Below are 18,580 nucleotides of genomic sequence, written 5' to 3' on the forward strand. Positions count from 1 at the left end.
GCCCGTGATGACGATTTCCAATCCACGCCCGTTGCTGGGCTGCATCGCCGACGATTTCACCGGGGCCACGGACCTGGCCAACATGCTGGTTCGCGGTGGCATGCGCACTGTGCAGAGCATCGGCATTCCCAGCGCTGAAGTGGCTGCCGGGCTGGACGCCGACGCCGTGGTGATCGCGCTGAAGTCGCGCACCACTGCGGCCAGCGAAGCAGTGGCCGAATCCCTGGCCGCCCTGCAATGGCTGCGGGACCAGGGCTGCGAGCAGATCTTCTTCAAATACTGCTCGACCTTCGATTCCACCGCGGCGGGCAACATCGGTCAGGTCAGCGAGGCCTTGCTCGAGGCCCTGGGCAGCGATTTCACCCTGGCCTGCCCGGCGTTCCCGGAGAACGGCCGGACCATTTTCCGTGGCCACCTGTTCGTCCAGGACCAGTTGCTCAGCGAATCGGGCATGCAGCATCACCCGCTGACGCCGATGACCGATGCCAACCTGGTGCGGGTCCTGCAATCCCAGACCCGGCTGCCGGTGGGCCTGCTGCGCTACGACAGCATCGCCCAGGGCGTGGAGGCGGTGCGCAGCAGGATCGCCGAACTGCGCGGGCAGGGTGTTGCCCTGGCGATTGCCGACGCGCTGTCCGATGCCGACCTCTATACCCTCGGCGCCGCCTGCGCCGACCTGCCGCTGCTCACTGGCGGTTCCGGGCTGGCCCTGGGCCTGCCGGAAAACTTCCGTCGCGCCGGCAAGCTGCGCGACCTCGACGCTGCAAGCCTGCCCAAGGTAGCCGGTGGCGAAGTGGTGCTGGCCGGCAGTGCCTCCCTGGCCACCAATGCTCAGGTCGATGCCTGGCTGGAAGCCGAGCGCCCGGCCTGGCGCATCGACCCGCTGGCCCTGGCGGCCGGCGAGGCGGTGGTGGAACAGGCCCTGGCCTTTGCCCGGGAGCAGCAGGGCACGGTGCTGATCTACGCCACCAGCACGCCGGAAGAGGTCAAGGCGGTGCAGCGTCAGCTCGGTGCCGAACGTGCCGGAGCGCTGGTGGAGAATGCCCTGGGCGAGATCGCCCGGGGCCTGCGCGACAGCGGCGTGCGGCGCTTTGTGGTGGCTGGCGGGGAAACCTCCGGCGCCGTGGTCAAGGCCCTGGACGTGCGCCTGCTGCAGATCGGCGCGCAGATCGATCCCGGGGTCCCGGCCACCGTCAGCAGTGGCGGCGAGCCCCTGGCCCTGGCGCTGAAGTCCGGCAACTTCGGTGGTCGCGACTTTTTCAGCAAGGCCCTGGGTCAACTGGCGGGAGGTCAGGCATGAGCCGGGAAAACGCTCTGCGCGAAGAAATCTGTGATGTCGGCCGCAGCCTCTATCAGCGCGGCTACACCGTGGGCAGCGCCGGCAACATCAGTGCGCGGCTCGATGATGGCTGGCTGATCACCCCCACCGACATCTGCCTGGGCCGGCTCGACCCTGCAGCCATCGCCAAGGTAAACCTGGCGGGGGAGTGGGTCAGCGGCGACAAACCGTCCAAGACCCTGGCCCTGCATCGCCAGGTGTATGACCGCAATCCCGGGGTGGGCGGGGTGGTGCATACCCATTCCACCCACCTGGTGGCCTTGACCCTGGCCGGGGTCTGGCGCGAGGACGACATCCTGCCGCCGCTGACCCCGTACCAGGTGATGAAGGTCGGGCACATCCCGCTGATCGGCTACCAGCGCCCGGGTTCGCCCAAGGTCGCCGAGCAGGTGGCGCAACTGGCCAACCAGGTGCGTGGGGTGATGCTCGAACGCCTGGGCCCGGTGGTCTGGGAAAGCAGTGTGTCCAAGGCCAGCTACGCCCTGGAAGAGCTGGAGGAAACCGCGCGCCTGTGGCTGATGAGCCAGCCGCGCCCGGCACCTCTGGATCAGGCCGCCCTGGATGAGCTGCGGGACGCTTTCGGCGCCACCTGGTAAGCCCGCGACACTGCCAGCGTTTCATGCACGCCAGTCCACGGAAGCCTTCATGAGGCTTTCGCGGGGAGCGGCTTGCCGTTGAAAAACAATAACAACAGGATTTCCCGAGATGAATGACTGCATTTGCTTTACGGGTTCCCGCACCACCAGCACCCCCTGCCAGCCACTGGGTGGAGGGCTTGTGCAATGAGCCCGCTGATTCTGATGATCACCGCCGGGGCCGGTATCGCCCTGTTGCTGTTCCTGGTGCTCAAGTACAAGTTCCAGCCCTTTGTTGCGCTGATGCTGGTAAGCATCCTGGTGGCGCTGGTGGCCGGAGTGAAACCGGCGGAGCTGGTGGCCACCATCGAGGGCGGCATGGGCAAGACCCTCGGCCACATCGCCATCATCATCGCCCTGGGCGCGATGATCGGCCGCATCATCGAGCTTTCCGGCGGCGCCGAGGCGCTGGCCAAGACCCTGATCGAGCGCTTCGGCAACCGGCGCACGCCCCTGGCACTGACCATGGCCGGATTCATCATCGGCGTGCCGGTGTTCTTCGAGGTCGGGGTGATCATCCTCATGCCCCTGGCCTATGGCGTGGCCCGCAGTGCGCGCAAGCCGCTGCTGGTGTTCGCCTTGCCGATGTGCGCCGCGCTGCTCACCGTGCACGCCTTCCTGCCGCCGCACCCTGGAGCGGTGGCCGCGGCCAGCCAGCTGGGCGCGGACCTGGGCCGGGTGCTGATGTTCGGCCTGCCGCTGACCGCGCTGCTGTGCTACGTGGGCTACCGCGTGGCGGGGCGCATGACCCGGCGCAACTACCCGATGACCGATGACATCCGCGCCGAAGTCTACGGCCCGCACGTCACCAATGAAGACCTCGCCGCCTGGAACAACGGTTCCGAGCAGCCTGCCAGCCCCCAGGCGGTGGCCGCTGTGGCGCACATGGGCCTGGAAGAATCCACCGGCAGCCTGGCGGCGAAACTGCCACCGGCACCACCACCGGGGTTCGGCCTGATCGTCAGCCTGATCCTGCTGCCCATCGTGCTGATCCTGCTGGGCACCCTGGCTACTTCCTTGCTGCCCCTGGAGTCCACCCTGCGCGGGGTGCTGACCGTACTTGGCGCGCCGCTGGTGGCGCTGCTGCTGGACACCTTGCTGTGTGCCTGGCTGCTGGGCTCGCGCCGCGGCTGGAGCCGCAGCCAGGTGTCCGACGTGATCGGCTCAGCGCTGCCCGGGGTGGCCATGGTGATCCTGATCGCCGGGGCCGGGGGGGTGTTCGGCAAGGTGCTGGTAGATACCGGGATCGGTGCCGTGGTCTCCGACCTGCTGCGCACCACCGGCCTGCCGGTGCTGGCCCTGGGTTTTCTGCTGACCATGCTGCTGCGCGCCGTGCAGGGCTCCACCACCGTGGCCCTGGTGACCACCGCCGGGATCATCGCGCCGCTGATCGCCACCCTCAACCTGAGCCCCAACCACATGGCCCTGCTGTGCCTGGCCATGGGCGGTGGCGGGCTGGCCATGTCCCATATCAATGACGCCGGGTACTGGATCTTCACCAAGCTGGCCGGCCTCAACGTCGCGGACGGCCTGCGTACCTGGACCGTGATCACCACCTTGCTCGGCACCTTGGGGTTCTGTATTACCCTGCTGATCTGGCCATTTGTCTGACCCTTTGTCCCAGGAGTTCCCATGCCTCGTTTTGCTGCCAACCTCAGCATGCTCTACCCGGAACATGACTTTCTCGAACGTTTCGCCGCCGCGGCGGCCGACGGCTTCACGGCCGTGGAATATCTGTTTCCCTACGACTACAGCCCCCAGGAGCTGAAACAGCGCCTGGACGACCACGGCCTGCAACAGGCCTTGTTCAACGCTCCGCCCGGCGACTGGGCGGCGGGGGAGCGGGGCATCGTTTCCCTGCCCGGGCGCGAGCAGGAGTTCCGCCAGGGGTTCGACAAAGCCCTGGAATACGCCGCGGTGCTGGGCAACTCGCGGGTCCACGTGATGGCCGGCCTGCTGCCGTCCGAGAACGATCGCCCGCGGCACCACGGCGTCTACCTGGAGAACCTGGCCCACGCCACGGCCCAGGCGGCCAAGGTCGGGGTCACGGTGCTGCTGGAGCCGATCAACACCCGGGACATGCCGGGGTTCTTCCTCAACCGCCAGGACCAGGCCCAGGCCATCTGCAAGGAAGTCGGCGCGGCCAACCTCAAGGTGCAGTTCGACTGCTATCACTGCCAGATCGTCGAAGGCGACCTGGCGGTGAAACTGCGCCGCGACCTGGCCGGGATCGGCCACATCCAGATCGCCGGGGTGCCGGATCGTCACGAGCCGGACCTGGGCGAACTGAACTATCCCTACCTGTTCCAGCTGATGGACGACCTTGGCTACGACGGCTGGGTCGGTTGTGAATACCGCCCGCGCGGCAACACCTCCGCCGGCCTGCAGTGGCTGCGGGACTGGCAGGCGCGCTAAGGCTCGGCGGTGTAGCCGCCACTGCAGGTTGCGAAGCAAAAGGTATCTGGGGAGCGTCGCGCAAGGCCCTGGGGGCCTTCGCGCATCGCTTTATGTAGCCGCTGCCGCAGGCTGCGAACGAGCCGCAGGCTCGCAGCGACTCCCCGGCCGTCGAGGCCCCTGCGGTGCCTTGCGCAGCCTGCGGCAGCGGCTACAGATGATGCGAAGGCCGCGAACGGCTCGCGATGATACGTAGCGATAAACACAGGAGTTTTCCCATGCAGCGTTTTGCCTGCCGGGCCGCGCTCGGCCTGATTTTGTCCCTGGGCGGTATGTCCCTGGCCGCGGCCGCGAGCTTGCCGCCGGCCACCGAGGGGGATTGGGTGGCCCCGCAATTCACCTTCCACAACGGTGAGCAGCTGGCCAACCTGAAGCTGCACTACATCACCCTGGGGGACCCCAAGCACCCGGCGATCCTCTATCTGCATGGCACCTATCGGCCGGCCAGCGACCTGTTGAGCAAGGATTTTGGCGGTGAACTGTTCGGCCCCGGGCAACCCCTGGATGCCAGCAAGTACTACATCATCGCCACCGACGGCATCGGCGTCGGCCAGTCGAGCAAGCCTTCGGACGGCCTGCGGGCGCGGTTCCCCCAGTACAACTACGAGGACATGGTCCAGGCCCAGTACCGGCTGCTGACCGAAGGGCTGGGGGTCAAGCACCTGCGGCTGATCATCGGCAATTCCATGGGCGGCATGCAGGCCTGGATCTGGGGCCAGAAGTGGCCGCAGATGATGGACGCCCTGGTGCCCATGGCCTCCCAGCCGGGGGAAATGTCTTCGCGCAACTGGATGATGCGCCGCCTGCTGGTGGAGTCGATCAAGCAGGACCCGGCCTGGGAGCAGGGCAACTACCGGCAACAGCCGCCGTCGCTGCGCCTGGCCAACGCGCTGTTCGCCACCGGCACCAGCGGCGGCACCCTGGCCTATCAGGCCCTGGCGCCGACCCGGGCCCAGGCTGATCAGCTGGTGCAGGAGCGCCTCAAGGCCAGCCAGGGCGCCGATGCCAATGACTTCATCTACCAGTGGCAGTCCTCGGCGGACTACAACGCCATGCCGGGGCTGGGCAGGATCCAGGCGCCGGTGCTGGTGATCAACGCCGCGGACGACGAGCGCAACCCGCCGGAAACCGGCACCCTGCAAGCGGCGCTCAAACAGGTGAAAAATGCCCGCCTGCTGCTGATTCCCGCCAGCGCCGAAACCCGTGGCCACGGCACCACCGGCATGGCCCGGTTCTACGCCCGCGAGCTGGGGCAGTTCATGGCCGACACCGAGAAAAACCGCTAGCGGCCACTGCGCGCTCTTGGTGGCGAGGGAGCAAGCCCCGGCTGGGCGGCGCGCCGCTCCAAACTCGGACGGCGCGGTGTTTCAGGGAGTGATGGGGGGCAGGGATTGCGCCTGTTGCGCAGACGAGCGGAAGCAAGCTCCCTCGCCACAGGGGGCTATAGCTGGCTCAGGCTTGCGCCGGCAGCAGCAGTTCCACACCGTGCTTGCGGATCCCGTCCGCTGCCGCAGGGGCCAGTGCAGCGTCGCTGATGATGATGTCGAACTGTTCCAGCCCGGCGATCTTGTACATGCTGAAGGTGCCGTACTTGGAGCTGCTGGCCACCAGCACCACCTGGGTCGCCGACTGCATCGCCACCTGTTTGACCTCGACCTTCAGCGCCGATGGCGTGGTGATGCCCCGGCGCAGGTCCCAGGAACTGGTGGAGATAAAGGCCACGTCGGTCACCACCTGGCGCAGGGTGGCCACCGCCAGCCCGCCGACACAGGAGTGGTTGGAGTGGTCCAATTGCCCGCCGGTATGGATCACCGTCACCTGGGGCGCGTCCATCAGGGCCTGGGCCACGCCGAAATCGTTGGTCACCACGGTCATCCCCGACAGCGCCTTGATGTAGGGCACGATTTCCAGGGTGCTGGTGCCGGCGTCCAGGTAGACGGTCATGTCCGCGTGCAGCAGGCTCGCCGCCAGCTTGGCCATGGCCTGCTTCTGCGGCAGCTCCACCACAGCCTTGGACTGATGGCTGGGCTCGCTGTGCAACTGGCTGGCGATGCGCACCCCGCCGGTGACCGAGTGGGCGCGGCCTTCCTGCTCCAGCAGGGCGATATCCCGGCGCACGGTCATGTGCGAGCAGTCGAACATCTCCATCAACTGATGCACGCTGAGCACCTGGTGCTTGCGCAACTGGCGCAGGATCTGCTCGCGGCGCTGTTCGGGAATCATCGGTGCGCCGCTGTCACTGGCAAGGTCCTTGGGGGTAGGCATTGAAGCTCCGGTCTGGCGGGTCGGCAAAGGCAGGAATCGGCACGCCATAGTAGCGAAAGTAGCCGCCGCGGACGAGATTTAGTGCCGTGTGCAAGTCAGGAAAGCATGGCCATCGGTCAGGGGCAGAAGGGGCAATACAGATTGTCGAGAAAGTCCTGGCTGTCGATGTTGGCGTCCAGCACCTGTACCACCACCGGGCCATGGTGCCTGCATTCCAGGATCTGCCCGGCGCCGCTGCGGTTCGGCTGTTGCTCGCTGAATTCATTGCAGCCGCACCAGGGGCATTTGCGCACGGTGGCATCGTTCTGGCCGAGTACTGCCAGGTCCCAGCCGCAGCCGGTGCAATTGAGGCGATACAAAGGGCGGGCAGGGGTAAAGGTCGGCATAGGGGAACTCCAGGTCAGGGGCCTCAGCCCGGGGTCAACAGGCGCTTGAGCGAGCGGGTCAGCGGCTGGCGTGCCTTGCGGCTCTTGAACGGCCCTGGGATGTGCCGCAGGAAACTGCGCCAGGGGTAGCCACCGGGATTGCGCTCCGCGGAACCCAGGTAATCATGCAGGGCCAGGGCCGATTCGCGGTTGAAGGCCCAGAGCATCTGGCCTTTGTAGAGTACGGAAAAATAGGCTTCGCCTGGCCAGTTCAGATGGTGGCGCGCCGCGTAGTGGCAGTGCTCGCAGCGTACCGACCCCAGGTCCAGGCCGTGATCGCGGTACCAGTAGGCTGAACGCTGCCAGTGGCTGGGGCTGTAGCCATCGGGCAACGGACCCAGGCTCTGCATCGGGTCGCCATGCAGGCCGGGAAAGTACAGGGCGTAGTGGTGATAGTGGCCGCAGTTGTCCTGCTCTTTCCAGTACTCCAGCAGCGGGTGGGCCTGGAAGAACGGCACATCGGCCTTGCGTTCGATGGGCCTGGCCACGACGAAGTCGAAGCAGGCCTGGCCTGCGCACTGCGGGCAACTGAGCGCCAACTGATGGGGCATGGGGCTCCAGGGGGCAAGGCTGGTCATGGGTGAATCAATCTACCTGTGGCGTGGCCTGGTCGATATGCCAGCGTTGCTTGAGCTGCTGCAGGCTGCCATCGCGCTTCATGCCGTCCAGGGCCTGCTGCCAGCGGGCCACCTGGGCCGCATCGACCTTGGGCGAAAAGGCGATGTAGGCGTCCTGGTGCATCAGTGCCATCTGGTAGCGCAACTGGTCGAGGGCCAGGCCCTCTTCGGCGGCGAAGGTGCCGACGCTCATGGTGTCGGCCACCACGTATTGCACGCGGCCGACCTGCAGCAGGCGCATCATGATTTCCGGGCTGTCGACGCCCCACAGGTTGTCCAGCCCCTGCTGTTTGAGGTAGCTGTAGACCAGCCATTTGCGCGGCACGGCAATCTGGCCCCGGGTCTGGTGCAGGTCGGTGACCGGTGTGCTGTCGCCATTGCGGGTATAGAGGGCGGTTTCGGTGCGCATCAACGGGCCTACCCACTGGTAGCGCGACTCGCGCTCGGCGGTGCGCAGTATGGTGAACACCGCCGTGTCGTCATCGCTTCCGGCATCGCGCAGGGCCCGCAGCATCGGCCGCAGCTGCACGTTCACCGTGTCGCCGCTGCGCTGCGCCAGGGCCTGCACCACATCGACACCAAACCCCACCATCCGCTCGCCCTGCTGGAAGTGTAGCGGCGGGTGGTTGTCGGTCAGCATGCGCAACTCGCCAGCGTGGGCCGCAAGGCTCAATAGCGGCAACAGTGCCTGCAGCATCCATTTCATGCAGTGCCCTTGGAGTTTGAAAACGCAGAGCTTAGTACGACTGGTTGCCGCCTGTCGCGATAAAAGCTGCCGGCTCCGTGCCAGGCTTCAGAGGGGGTTGCCCGGGGGCTTTTTTCGTCGGGATATCGCTGAAAACACTCCACTGCAGTTATTCTTGCGCCGCCTTTTCAGAATGGAATCGCCCCATGTTCGCTCCCCTTGTTCGTCCCTTGCGAGCCACTGGCTTGCTGTTCGCGGTCCTGGCCTGTTCCCAGGGCGTGCAGGCCAGCAGTTTCGACTGCACCAAGGCCGCCAGCAGCAGTGAAAAGGCTCTGTGTGCCGACCCCTATACCGCCTCGCTGGACAGCCAGCTGGGCAATGCCTGGAAGGCGACCCTGGCCAAGGCCAAGGACCCCAAGGCGCTGCGCCTGGACCAGCGTGAATGGCTCAAGGAGCGGGATCAGTGCGCAGCCGACCTGGGTTGCCTGCGCAGCAAATACCTGAGCCGCCTGGTCGCGTTGCGTTATGTGAATGTGCCGTTCGAGTGGCAGGGAACCTGGCAGCGGGTCTCGGTCAGCCCGTTCTACACCGGTGATCTGGTGATCCGGCGCACTGGCGAGGATCGCCTGAGCTTCGATCTGTCGGCCATGGGCGGCGCCAACTCCGGCTCGCTCGCGGGCAAGGCGCAGATCAAGGGCGGTGAGGCCAGCTACAGCGTCGAGGGCTGCAACCTGCGCTTCACGCAGCGCAACGGCCTGTTGCAGGTGAGCCAGGAGGGCGACTCCTTTGCCTGCGGCGCCGGTTCAGGGGTGTATTACGACGGGCTCTATGTGGCTTCCAAGCAAGCCCTGGAGAGCCATTACGACCTGCTGTCCACGGCGCTGGTGCGCACCGAGGAAGAAGACCGGCGCGCCCGGAAACTGCTGAAGAAGGACTATCAGACCCTGCTCGACAGTGGCTCGTCGTTCTCCGCGGATACCTCGGCCGAACTCAAGGGCGCCGAGGTCACCGATATGTGGCTGCCGGGCCTGGCCACCACCAATGCGGCGATTTTCGTGCGCGGTACCCAGGGCCAGTTGTGGGTCGCGCTGTTGGTGGTGGCAGGGCCCAAGGATGAAGTGCGGGTGCGTTACTACACCACCGAGCCTGAGTGGAAGCACAGCCTGCCGGATGTGGTGCAGAGCTGGTATGAAGCGCGCAGCAAGGACAAGCAGCTGCCGCTGGACATGATGCCCTGAGCCGGCGCGGCGAGCGGCCAGGGGCAGGGCGCGCAAGAGATTTCGCCGGACGGACAGGCAACAGCGTCGGCGCACCTGCTAGAGTCTCGCCCCGGGCTGTGCGCAATCGCGCTTGGCGGGCGCGCAACACCACCGCCGTGCCCCCTGGAACCGGGGCCTGACGGGCAAATTCCTCAGGTTGGTGACGCGAAGCGAATATGAGCGTCTACGACTAGTGCAAGTGACACTGCCGCCGCCGTCATCGGCGCCTGGCACTTTGAAATTGGGAGAGTATGTATGGTCATCAAACCCCGCGTTCGCGGCTTTATCTGTGTGACGACCCACCCGGTCGGCTGTGAAGCCAACGTCAAGCAACAGATCGATTACGTCACCCAGCAGGGCGCCATCGACGCAGGGCCGAAGAACGTACTGGTACTCGGCGCTTCCACCGGCTACGGCCTGGCAGCGCGGATCACCGCAGCGTTCGGCTGTGGCGCCAACACCCTCGGGGTGTTCTTCGAGCGCGGCAGCGTTGACGGCAAGCTGGGCACCGCCGGCTGGTACAACACCGCGGCGTTCCACAAGTTCGCCGAAGAAAAGGGCCTGTACGCCAAGAGCATCAACGGCGATGCCTTCTCCGATGCGGTCAAGGCCGAGACCATCGAGACCATCAAGCGCGACCTGGGCAAGATCGACCTGGTGGTCTACAGCCTGGCCGCACCGCGCCGCACCCACCCCAAGACCGGTGAAGTGCTGAGCTCGACCCTCAAGCCACTGGGCAAGTCCGTGACCCTGCGCGGTGTCGACACCGACAAGGAAATCGTCAAGGAAACCACCCTGCAGCCAGCGACCCAGGAAGAGATCGACGGCACCGTGGCGGTGATGGGCGGCGAAGACTGGCAGATGTGGATCGACGCGCTGCACGAAGCCGGTGTCCTGGCCGAAGGCGCCAAGACCACCGCCTTCACCTACCTGGGCGAGAAGCTGACCCACGACATCTACTGGAACGGTTCCATTGGCGAAGCCAAGAAGGACCTGGACCAGAAAGTCATCGGCATGCGCCAGCAACTGGCCGGCCTGGGCGGCGACGCCCGGGTGTCGGTGCTCAAGGCCGTGGTGACCCAGGCCAGCTCGGCGATCCCGATCATGCCGCTGTACCTGTCGCTGCTGTTCAAGGTGATGAAGGAGCAGGGCAGCCACGAAGGTTGCATCGAACAGGTCTACGGCCTGTACAAGGATAGCCTGTACAACAGCGAGCCGGTGATCGACCAGGAAGGCCGCCTGCGTGCCGACTACAAGGAACTGCAACCGGCGGTCCAGGACCGGGTCAAGCAGCTGTGGGACCAGGTGACCAGCGAGAACCTCTACGAGATGACCGATTTCGTCGGTTACAAGCAAGAGTTCCTGCGCCTGTTCGGTTTCGAGATCGAAGGTGTCGACTACGAAGCCGACGTCGATCCGGACGTGAAGATCAGCAACCTGATCCAGCTGTAATCCGCTCGTAGCATCAGCCAGCGCCCCTCCCTCGTGAGGGGCGCTGTCGTTTGCATCCCCCTATTTCCCGTAGGAGCCAGCTTGCTGGCGAAGAGGCCCGCAGGTCTTGTGCTTGGAGGCGCCTTCGCTGGCAAGCCAGCTCCTACGAGGGCGGGGCGGGGCAATTGCGCAAGATCGTTCAAGCCAGGGGCGCCGGCAGATGGCACAGTCAGCGTCCGTTACTTGTGTGCAGGGTTCTATGTCCAGCGTTCTCCTACCCCGTGCCGCGTTCATCCGTGGCGCCATCGCCATCATGCCGCTGTCCCTGGCCACCGCGCCCTGGGGGCTGCTGGCCGGTTCCATGGCCATCGAGGCCAATCTCACGCCGCTGCAGGGCCAGGGCCTGTCGAGCATCGTTTTCGCCGGGGCCGCGCAATTGGTGGCCATCGGCATGCTCAAGGGCGGGGCGGGGATCTTCTCGATCCTGCTCACCACCTTGCTGCTCACGTCCCAGCACTTGCTCTACGGCATGAGCATGCGCTCGGTGATCTCGCCCTTGCCGGGCCGCTGGCGGGTGGGCCTGGGCTTTCTGCTCACCGACGAGCTGTTCGCCTTGACCAGCGCCCACGACAAGCAGCAGTTCGACCGCTGGTACGCCCTGGGCGTGGGCCTGACCTTCTACGTGGCCTGGAACCTCTTCACCCTGCTGGGCATCGTGCTGGGCAAGAGCATTCCCGGCCTTGAGCACCTGGGCCTGGACTTCTCCATCGCCGCCACCTTCATCGCCCTGATCACGCCACTGGTGCGCAATGTGCCCACCGTGGTCTGCGTTGCCGTATCGCTGTTCTGCTCGGTGCTGTTCAGCTACTGGCACTGGGGATCGGCGCTGGTGCTGTCGGGGCTGGCGGGCATGACCGCAGGTTTTGTCTGCAACAAACTCTATCGGGGGCAAGCATGATGGTCTGGGCAGTCATCTTCGGCATGGGCCTGTTGGTCTTTCTCAATCGCTACGTGTTTCTCGAACCGCGCCTGCCGTTGCGCTTGAGCAGCAATGCCCGGCAGTTCCTCGGCTTTGCGGTGCCGGGCATGCTCACGGCGATCTGCGGCCCCATCGTGTTCATGCCCGACCACGAGCTGAACCTGCACTGGAGCAACCCCTACCTGCTCAGCTCCCTGGTGGCCATTGCGCTGGTGATCTACACCCGCAACACCCTGCTCAGCATGCTGTTGAGCATGGGGTTCTTTTTCCTCCTGCGCTGGTGGTTCTGAGGGCCGTTTGCGGTAGCCTGTGCAGCTTTCGGCACCGGCCGACCTTCAACCGCAACGGATGCATCGGATGAGCGAATTTCCCCACGATATCGACCTGGACGCGTTCTGGGACCGGGCCACCAGCAGCAAGATCAACCAGCCCCCCGCCAGCCCTGGCGTCATAGCCCAGTTGCAGGCGCAACTGGGCTATCGCCTGCCGCTGTCCTACGTGGCCTTCATGAACCGCTACAACGGCGGGCGCCCGCACCTCAGCTGTTTCCCCACCGAGCAGGGCACCTCCTGGGCCGAGGACCACTGCGCGATCGACAGCTTTCTGAGCATCGGCTGCGATGGCGACTATTCCCTGGGCGGTGGCCTGGGCAGCCGTTTCATGATCGAGGAGTGGGGCTACCCGGACCTGGGGGTGTACATCTGCGATTGCCCCTCCGCCGGCCATGACATGGTTGCCCTGGACTACAGCGAGTGCGGGCCCGAGGGCGAGCCGCGGGTGGTGCATGTGGACCAGGAGGCCGACTACGCGGTGACAGTGCTGGCAGCGGATTTCGAGGCCTTTGTCCGCGGGCTGGTGTCGCCCGAGGTCTACGACACCTCGGAACAGGATTACCTGGATGATCTGGACAAGGTCGCCCACGCGCCGTTCTCGCCCCTGCTGGAGGAACTGCTCGGCCATTTCAGCGCAGTCCCCGACCTGGGGCCGCTGATCCGCCAGATCGCCTTGCGCATCGTCCATGAGAAGCGCTACTTCGCCCTGCATGCCGATCCACTGTCGCAACTGCTCTATGACCTGCAGTTCTGGCTGTACCAGAATCGCTACCCGGTCCCCGACAAAGAGGCGTACCTGCAGGTCTATCAGGACATGATCGCCTTCGCCAGGGGCTTCGGCACCGGCGGCTACGCCCCGGACTTCATCCGCGACTGGTTCCGTAACCGCCTGGCAGGCGGCCAACTGCGGCAGGCGGCGGGCGGGTTCGCCCTGGCCCCGGCCTACCAGGCGCAATTGCTGGAACAACTGGCCGGGTTTCGCCCCGCACCCCTTCACGCCCAGGAGCAGCCATGAGCGAGGAAACCATCCGCATCACCGCCGAACAGACCCTCTCCGACAACTGGTACGTGCTGAAGAAGTACAGTTTCGAGCTGCGCCGCCGCGACGGCAGCTGGCAGGCCCAGGACCGCGAGGTCTACGACCGGGGCAATGGCGCAACCATCCTGCTGTACAACCTGCAACGGCGCACGGTGCTGCTGACCCGGCAGTTCCGCATGCCGGCCTTCGTCAACGGCCACAGCGGCTACCTGATCGAGACCGCTGCCGGGCTCCTGGACAACGCCAGCCCCGAGGTGCGCATCCGCCAGGAAGCCCAGGAGGAAACCGGCTACCGGGTCGGCGAGGTGCAGAAGGTCTTCGATGCCTTCATGAGCCCGGGTTCGGTGACCGAGCGGGTGCATTTCTTCATTGGCCATTACCAGGCCGAAGACCGGATCGACGCAGGCGGCGGGCTGGAGCACGAGGGCGAGGACATCGAGGTCCTGGAACTGGATATCGACCAGGCCCTGGGCATGATCAAGAGCGGGGAGATCGCCGACGGCAAGACCATCATGCTCCTGCAATACCTGCAACTGCATGTGCTCAAGCCCCGCAGCCTGATGGTGCTGGTGGCCGGCCCTTATCGCTCTGGTACCGACGATGACCCGGCGCTGCTGGCGCGCAATGTCGAGGCCATGGAGCACTGCGCGGCGCAGGTCCTGGCGGCGGGGCACTTTCCGGTACTGGGGGAATGGGTGGCGTTGCCCATGACCCGGCTGGCGGGTTCCCGGGCGGTGGGCGACGGGATCTACAACCAGCGCTTTCATGCCTACGCCGAGCGCCTGCTGGAACGCTGCGATGCGGTGCTGCGCATCGGCGGGCCGTCGGCGGGCTGCGATGCCATGGTCGAGATCGGCCAGCGCCTGGGCCTGGCCCTCTATCACCGGGTGGAGCAACTGCCGGTGGTGCCCGGCGGCACAGGCTGACGCGCCGCTCCAGGATGCCCCGGCGCCGGCAATCGGCGCCGGAGGAATACCCGCACAGGCCCCGCCAGGGGCTTTTCTTCAGGCCCTGCGGGGAAAAACTGTCTATCGTCAATAGGCAAGCGGGAGCTTCGTCGAAGGCCGCGTGAGGGAGGGTCGCACCGGTCGGTTTGTCGTTATGGCGCCTGGAGCACTATGGAAAACTTCGGTCTTGATCCGTCTCAAGGGCGCAGCACCTCCAATCAGGCGCTGACCCGCGCCACCTTGCTGGGGTGCTCGGGGCTGCTGCTGGCGCTGTTTCTCTTCACCGGTGTGTTGCTGGTATACATCGCCCTCGACCAGAACCTCGAGGCCGAGCAGCACAACCGCCTGGACATCGACAAGGCCCTGCAATCCTTTGCCGGCAATGCCCGCACCACCCTCAAGGACTACGCCCTCTGGGGCGATGCCTACCAGCACCTGCACCTTAAGGTCGACCTGGACTGGGCCTTCAACCGGCAGAATTTCGGCCCCACGCTGTACCGCGACCTGGGCTTTGACGGGGTGTTCGTGATCAACCCGGCCGGCCACACCGTGTACTCCCTGGTGGCCGGCGACCTCAGCGAGATGGATGCCCGCGACTGGCTGGGCGAGGCGTTGCCGCCCCTGGTCAGCGCAGCGCGCGAGGCCGGCGGCAAGGTGGTGGACCGTTACCAGTCGATTGCCGGCACCCCGGCGCTGGTGCTCGCCGCTGTCATAGGCCCGGGCAACGACCCGCAAGTGCGCCCTGATGCCGGGCCGCAGTCGGTGCTGATCTTCGTCGCCCGTTTCGACCCGGCGCGGTTACTGGCCCTGGGCCAAGGCCTGGACATCGAGCATCTGCAGGTGGCCCGTGCCGCCACGGACCAGAGCTTGCCGACCCTGGACTTGCCCGACGGCGCCGGAACCCTGCAATGGCGGCCGGCGCGCCCCGGGCACCAGTTGCTGGTGCTGGTGATGCCGCTGTTGCTGCTGGCCGGCCTGCTGGTGGGCCTGATGGCGGCGTTCCTGTTGCGCCGCGCCGATGCTGCAGCGCAGGTCATGGACCGGCAGGTCCAGGCGCTGCGCGCCAACCGCTGGGCCCTGGCCGCGAGCGAGGAGCGCTTTCGCGATGTGGCTGAAGCTGCGTCCGACTGGATCTGGGAAGTCGACGGGCAGCTGTGCTTTACCTACCTGTCCGAACGTTTCGAGGCGGTCACCGGGTTGACCCGGGAGTCGACCCTGGGGCGGCCGATGACCGAGCTGCTGAGCTGCGAACAGGGTTCGCTGGGCCAGTGGCTGGCGGCCCCGGAGCGGCGTTCCCAGGCGATCCAGCAGTGCCTGTACCGGGATGGCCAGGGGCAGGCGCGAGTCTGTCGCCTGTCGGTGCGGGCCATGGCCGCCGGGGGCTTTCGCGGCACCGCCAGTGATATCACCGAGGAGGTCGCGGCTCGAAGGCGGGTCGAGTACCTGTCCCAGCACGATGCCTTGACCGGCCTTGCCAACCGCACCCGCATGCAGGAGTTTCTCGAAGGCCGGCTGCAGGCCCCGCCGACCCTGCAGGAACCCCTGCTGATGCTCAGCGTCGACCTGGACCGTTTCAAACCGGTGAACGACCTGCTGGGGCACGCCGCTGGCGACCAGGTGCTGCACGAGGTGTCCCAGCGCCTGGCCCAATGCCTGCGCAGCGAGGACCTGGTGGCCCGGGTCGGCGGCGACGAGTTTGTCCTGGTGGTCACCGGCCAGGTGGCTGGCCACGAGATCGAAGGCTTGTGCCGGCGGCTGATCGAGCGGATCGAGGAACCGTTCTATATCGCCGGGCACGAGGTCTTCATCAGCGCCAGCATCGGCATTGCCCGGGCCCCGGGCGACGCCTCCCAGGCCGAAGAACTGATGCGCTTTGCCGACATCGCCCTGTACGAGGCGAAAGCGGCGGGGCGCAGCACCTGGCGTTTCTATGCGCCCTACATGAATGTGCGGATCATCGAACGGCGGCGCCTGGAGCGTGACCTGCGCCATGCCATCGAGCAGGACCAGCTGCTCCTGCATTTCCAGCCGCGCTACCGCGTGCTCGATGGCCAATTGATGGGCGCCGAGGCCCTGGTGCGCTGGCAGCATCCCCAGCATGGCTTGCTGGGGCCGGACGTGTTCGTGCCGATTGCCGAGGACACCGGGTTGATCCTGCCGCTGAGCAACTGGGTACTGCACGCAGCCTGTCGTGCGGCGCGAGCCTGGCCGGAAGGCCGACTGCTGGCGGTCAAGCTGTCGCCGGCGGAATTCCTGCGCGGCCAGCTGGTGGCGCGGATCGCGGCGGTGCTCAAGCAGAGCGGCCTGGAGCCGTCACGCCTGGAGCTGGAAATGACCGACAAGGTGCTGCTGGACGACAGCCGCCACGTGCTCACCATCATGCAGGGGCTCAAGGCGCTGGGGGTGCAGTTGCTGATCGACGATTTCGGCACCGGCTACTCGGCGCTGCAGTACCTGCAGACCTTCCCCCTGGATGGCCTGAAGATCGACAGCAGCTTCATCGCCCGGCTCAACCACAACGATGCCGGGCGCTCCATTGTCGAGGCGATTGTCGACCTGGGGCATGCATTGTCCTTGCGGGTGGTCGCCGAGGGGGTGCAGGCCGCAGAGCAGTTCGGGGTCTTGCGCGACATTCAGTGCGATGAGGTGCAGGGCCCGCACCTGAGCCCGCCGCTGGACCAGGAGGCCCTGCTGAAACTCTATGGCGAAGCCGCCCGGGCCTCGCGCCCGATCACCTGAGCCTGTGTTTCAGGGCAGGTGGTCGGCGGCGAAGTCGGCCTCCGAGCGCGCTTGCAGGCGGCCTTTGCGGCAGGCCTGCTGGAAACGCTCGAAATCCCGTTCGTTCTGCGTGGCATAGGCCTGGGCGTAGTGCCACAGGGCTTCGGCCAGGGTTTCGCTCTTGCCGATGTAGCCGCTGATCCGCGCGGCCTGGCCCGAGGCCTTGGCGTGGGCCCGGGCCAGGGCCCGGCCGCAGATCCTGGCATAGGCGGCGAAGGTGTCCTCGTCGAAGGTCTCAAGTTCCGCCGAGACCTTCATGTCGCGCAGTTGGCGCACATAGAAATGACGGCCGTTGGGGCCGGTGGTCCAGCCCAGGAACAGATCGCTGGCGGACTGCATCAGGCGCTGGCCTTCCACCACCCGCTGGCCGTTGTGCCTTGGCTTTGAGCGTTCGCGCACATAGTCGGCGAGCACCGAGCGCCGGGCTTCCTTGAATTGCAGGAACAGTGGCCGCTGCTGGGCGTCGGTGAGCAGCGCCACCAGGCAGCGGGTGCCGACGCTGCCAACCCCCACCACCTTGAAGGCCAGGTCGCTGGGCTGGAACCGTGCCAGCAGGTCGCGGCGGTCGGCCTGCAGGGTGCCGCGGTAGTCGCGCATGAAGGTGTCGTACAGCGGCCGCCAGTCTTCCAGGCGCATCCAGTCATCGTCGGGGTCCAGCAGGCTGGTGGTGTTGTGCAGGTGGAAGATTTCCGGCAGGTCGTCGCGAATCAGCAGGCGGCCCCGGGCGTCGCGTTCGCTGATCTTGGGCAGGAGCTCGGCATGGGTGCGCCGGGCGGCCTTGTCGATGGCCCGTTGCACATGCTCCAGGGTGTCGCTGTTGGAGCGCGCCTGGTGCAGCAGGTCTTCGTAGGTCAGGGCGTCGTACCAGATCTCCAGGGCGCTTTGCCCGGCGCAGGTGGCCATGCTGCGCTGATAGGCGCCCACCAGTTCGCGGCACAGGGCCTCTTCGACCCCCGGGCCGTGGCGCAGGTGCCGGGCGGCAATCAGGAAGCTCGCCACCAGGCGCTTGAGGTCCCACTCCCAGGGGCCGGGATGGACCTCGTCGAAGTCGTTGACGCTGAACAGCAGGTTGCGCTCGGGGGTGGCAAAGCCGCCGAAGTTCATCAGGTGGCAGTCGCCACAGATGGTCGAGCGCAGGCCCATGTCCGGGGTGCTGGCCAGGTCGTGGGCCTGGAGCAGGGCGTTGCCACGGTAGAAGGTGAAGGGCGACACCAGCATGCGCCCGTAGCGCAGTGCCACCAGGGACTGGACCCGGCCCTGGCTGGAGGCCTCGATCAACGGCAAGGGGTCGCGCTTGATCTGCCCGGGATCGGAATGGGAGCTGCGGGGGCAGTCCTTGCGGGCTTGCTTGCCGAGCTTGATCGAATCGTCGGGGCGGTTCATGGACAGCTCCTG

At 66.2% G+C, this 18,580-nt stretch carries 17 protein-coding genes; 12 read left to right on the plus strand and 5 right to left on the minus strand.

The window, feature by feature from the left end:
- Positions 1–7: 7 nt before the first annotated feature.
- The 5 genes from otnK to M2395_RS04205 all read left to right on the plus strand — a co-directional run bounded on the left by otnK (position 8) and on the right by M2395_RS04205 (position 5,714).
- On the plus strand, positions 8–1,300 hold the full coding sequence (gene otnK, locus M2395_RS04185; RefSeq protein WP_011061627.1) for a 3-oxo-tetronate kinase: 1,293 nt from the start codon (positions 8–10) through the stop codon (positions 1,298–1,300).
- A complete protein-coding gene (locus tag M2395_RS04190; protein ID WP_011061626.1) occupies positions 1,297–1,935 on the plus strand; it encodes an aldolase in 639 nt (212 codons plus the stop codon). The genes otnK and M2395_RS04190 overlap by 4 nt, the downstream gene beginning before the upstream one ends.
- Positions 1,936–2,121: 186 nt before the next feature.
- Positions 2,122–3,585, plus strand: coding sequence for a GntP family transporter (locus M2395_RS04195; protein ID WP_011061625.1), 1,464 nt, complete (start codon positions 2,122–2,124; stop codon positions 3,583–3,585).
- 21 nt (positions 3,586–3,606) lie between these two features.
- On the plus strand, positions 3,607–4,389 hold the full coding sequence (gene otnI, locus M2395_RS04200) for a 2-oxo-tetronate isomerase (RefSeq protein WP_011061624.1): 783 nt from the start codon (positions 3,607–3,609) through the stop codon (positions 4,387–4,389).
- Between the two features lie 257 nt (positions 4,390–4,646).
- Positions 4,647–5,714 carry an alpha/beta fold hydrolase gene (locus M2395_RS04205; protein WP_011061623.1) on the plus strand — a complete coding sequence of 356 codons (1,068 nt, stop codon included), beginning with the start codon at positions 4,647–4,649 and terminating at the stop codon, positions 5,712–5,714.
- Positions 5,715–5,880: 166 nt separating this feature from the next.
- On the opposite strand, the gene M2395_RS04210 is transcribed toward M2395_RS04205, so the two are convergent.
- The 4 genes from M2395_RS04210 to M2395_RS04225 all read right to left on the minus strand — a co-directional run bounded on the left by M2395_RS04210 (position 5,881) and on the right by M2395_RS04225 (position 8,441).
- Entirely contained in the window at positions 5,881–6,693 is an 813-nt protein-coding gene (locus M2395_RS04210) for a DeoR/GlpR family DNA-binding transcription regulator (protein WP_123430675.1), read from the minus strand.
- Positions 6,694–6,809: 116 nt separating this feature from the next.
- A complete protein-coding gene (locus tag M2395_RS04215; RefSeq protein WP_053151940.1) occupies positions 6,810–7,079 on the minus strand; it encodes a hypothetical protein in 270 nt (89 codons plus the stop codon).
- A 23-nt stretch (positions 7,080–7,102) separates the two neighbouring features.
- Positions 7,103–7,696 carry a hypothetical protein gene (locus M2395_RS04220; RefSeq protein WP_019095487.1) on the minus strand — a complete coding sequence of 198 codons (594 nt, stop codon included), beginning with the start codon at positions 7,694–7,696 and terminating at the stop codon, positions 7,103–7,105.
- A 7-nt stretch (positions 7,697–7,703) separates the two neighbouring features.
- Positions 7,704–8,441: an ABC transporter substrate-binding protein gene (locus tag M2395_RS04225; protein WP_053151938.1), complete on the minus strand. Its 738-nt coding sequence runs from the start codon at positions 8,439–8,441 to the stop codon at positions 7,704–7,706.
- Positions 8,442–8,626: 185 nt separating this feature from the next.
- On the opposite strand from M2395_RS04225, the gene M2395_RS04230 reads away from it, so the two are divergent.
- The 7 genes from M2395_RS04230 to M2395_RS04260 all read left to right on the plus strand — a co-directional run bounded on the left by M2395_RS04230 (position 8,627) and on the right by M2395_RS04260 (position 17,146).
- Positions 8,627–9,658: a lysozyme inhibitor LprI family protein gene (locus M2395_RS04230; RefSeq protein WP_077934230.1), complete on the plus strand. Its 1,032-nt coding sequence runs from the start codon at positions 8,627–8,629 to the stop codon at positions 9,656–9,658.
- 276 nt (positions 9,659–9,934) lie between these two features.
- Positions 9,935–11,131: an enoyl-ACP reductase FabV gene (fabV, locus tag M2395_RS04235; RefSeq protein ID WP_011061617.1), complete on the plus strand. Its 1,197-nt coding sequence runs from the start codon at positions 9,935–9,937 to the stop codon at positions 11,129–11,131.
- Positions 11,132–11,369: 238 nt separating this feature from the next.
- Positions 11,370–12,068 (plus strand): AzlC family ABC transporter permease, encoded by a 699-nt coding sequence (locus M2395_RS04240; RefSeq protein WP_011061616.1) that lies wholly within the window; start codon positions 11,370–11,372, stop codon positions 12,066–12,068.
- Positions 12,068–12,379, plus strand: coding sequence for an AzlD domain-containing protein (locus M2395_RS04245; RefSeq protein WP_011061615.1), 312 nt, complete (start codon positions 12,068–12,070; stop codon positions 12,377–12,379). The genes M2395_RS04240 and M2395_RS04245 overlap by 1 nt, the downstream gene beginning before the upstream one ends.
- Positions 12,380–12,446: 67 nt before the next feature.
- Positions 12,447–13,436, plus strand: coding sequence for an SMI1/KNR4 family protein (locus M2395_RS04250; protein ID WP_077934229.1), 990 nt, complete (start codon positions 12,447–12,449; stop codon positions 13,434–13,436).
- Entirely contained in the window at positions 13,433–14,386 is a 954-nt protein-coding gene (gene nudK, locus M2395_RS04255; protein WP_053158892.1) for a GDP-mannose pyrophosphatase NudK, read from the plus strand. The genes M2395_RS04250 and nudK overlap by 4 nt, the downstream gene beginning before the upstream one ends.
- A 192-nt stretch (positions 14,387–14,578) precedes the next feature.
- The gene (locus M2395_RS04260; RefSeq protein ID WP_123430676.1) at positions 14,579–17,146 is read left to right on the plus strand and encodes an EAL domain-containing protein; all 2,568 of its coding nucleotides are present in this window, start codon (positions 14,579–14,581) and stop codon (positions 17,144–17,146) included.
- 9 nt (positions 17,147–17,155) lie between these two features.
- Here M2395_RS04260 and M2395_RS04265 read toward each other — a convergent pair whose 3' ends face one another.
- On the minus strand, positions 17,156–18,568 hold the full coding sequence (locus tag M2395_RS04265) for a DUF2252 domain-containing protein (protein WP_011061611.1): 1,413 nt from the start codon (positions 18,566–18,568) through the stop codon (positions 17,156–17,158).
- Positions 18,569–18,580 lie beyond the last annotated feature (12 nt).

The organism is Pseudomonas sp. BIGb0176, assembly GCF_024810175.1.
GTDB classification, from domain to species: Bacteria; Pseudomonadota; Gammaproteobacteria; order Pseudomonadales; family Pseudomonadaceae; genus Aquipseudomonas; species Aquipseudomonas protegens.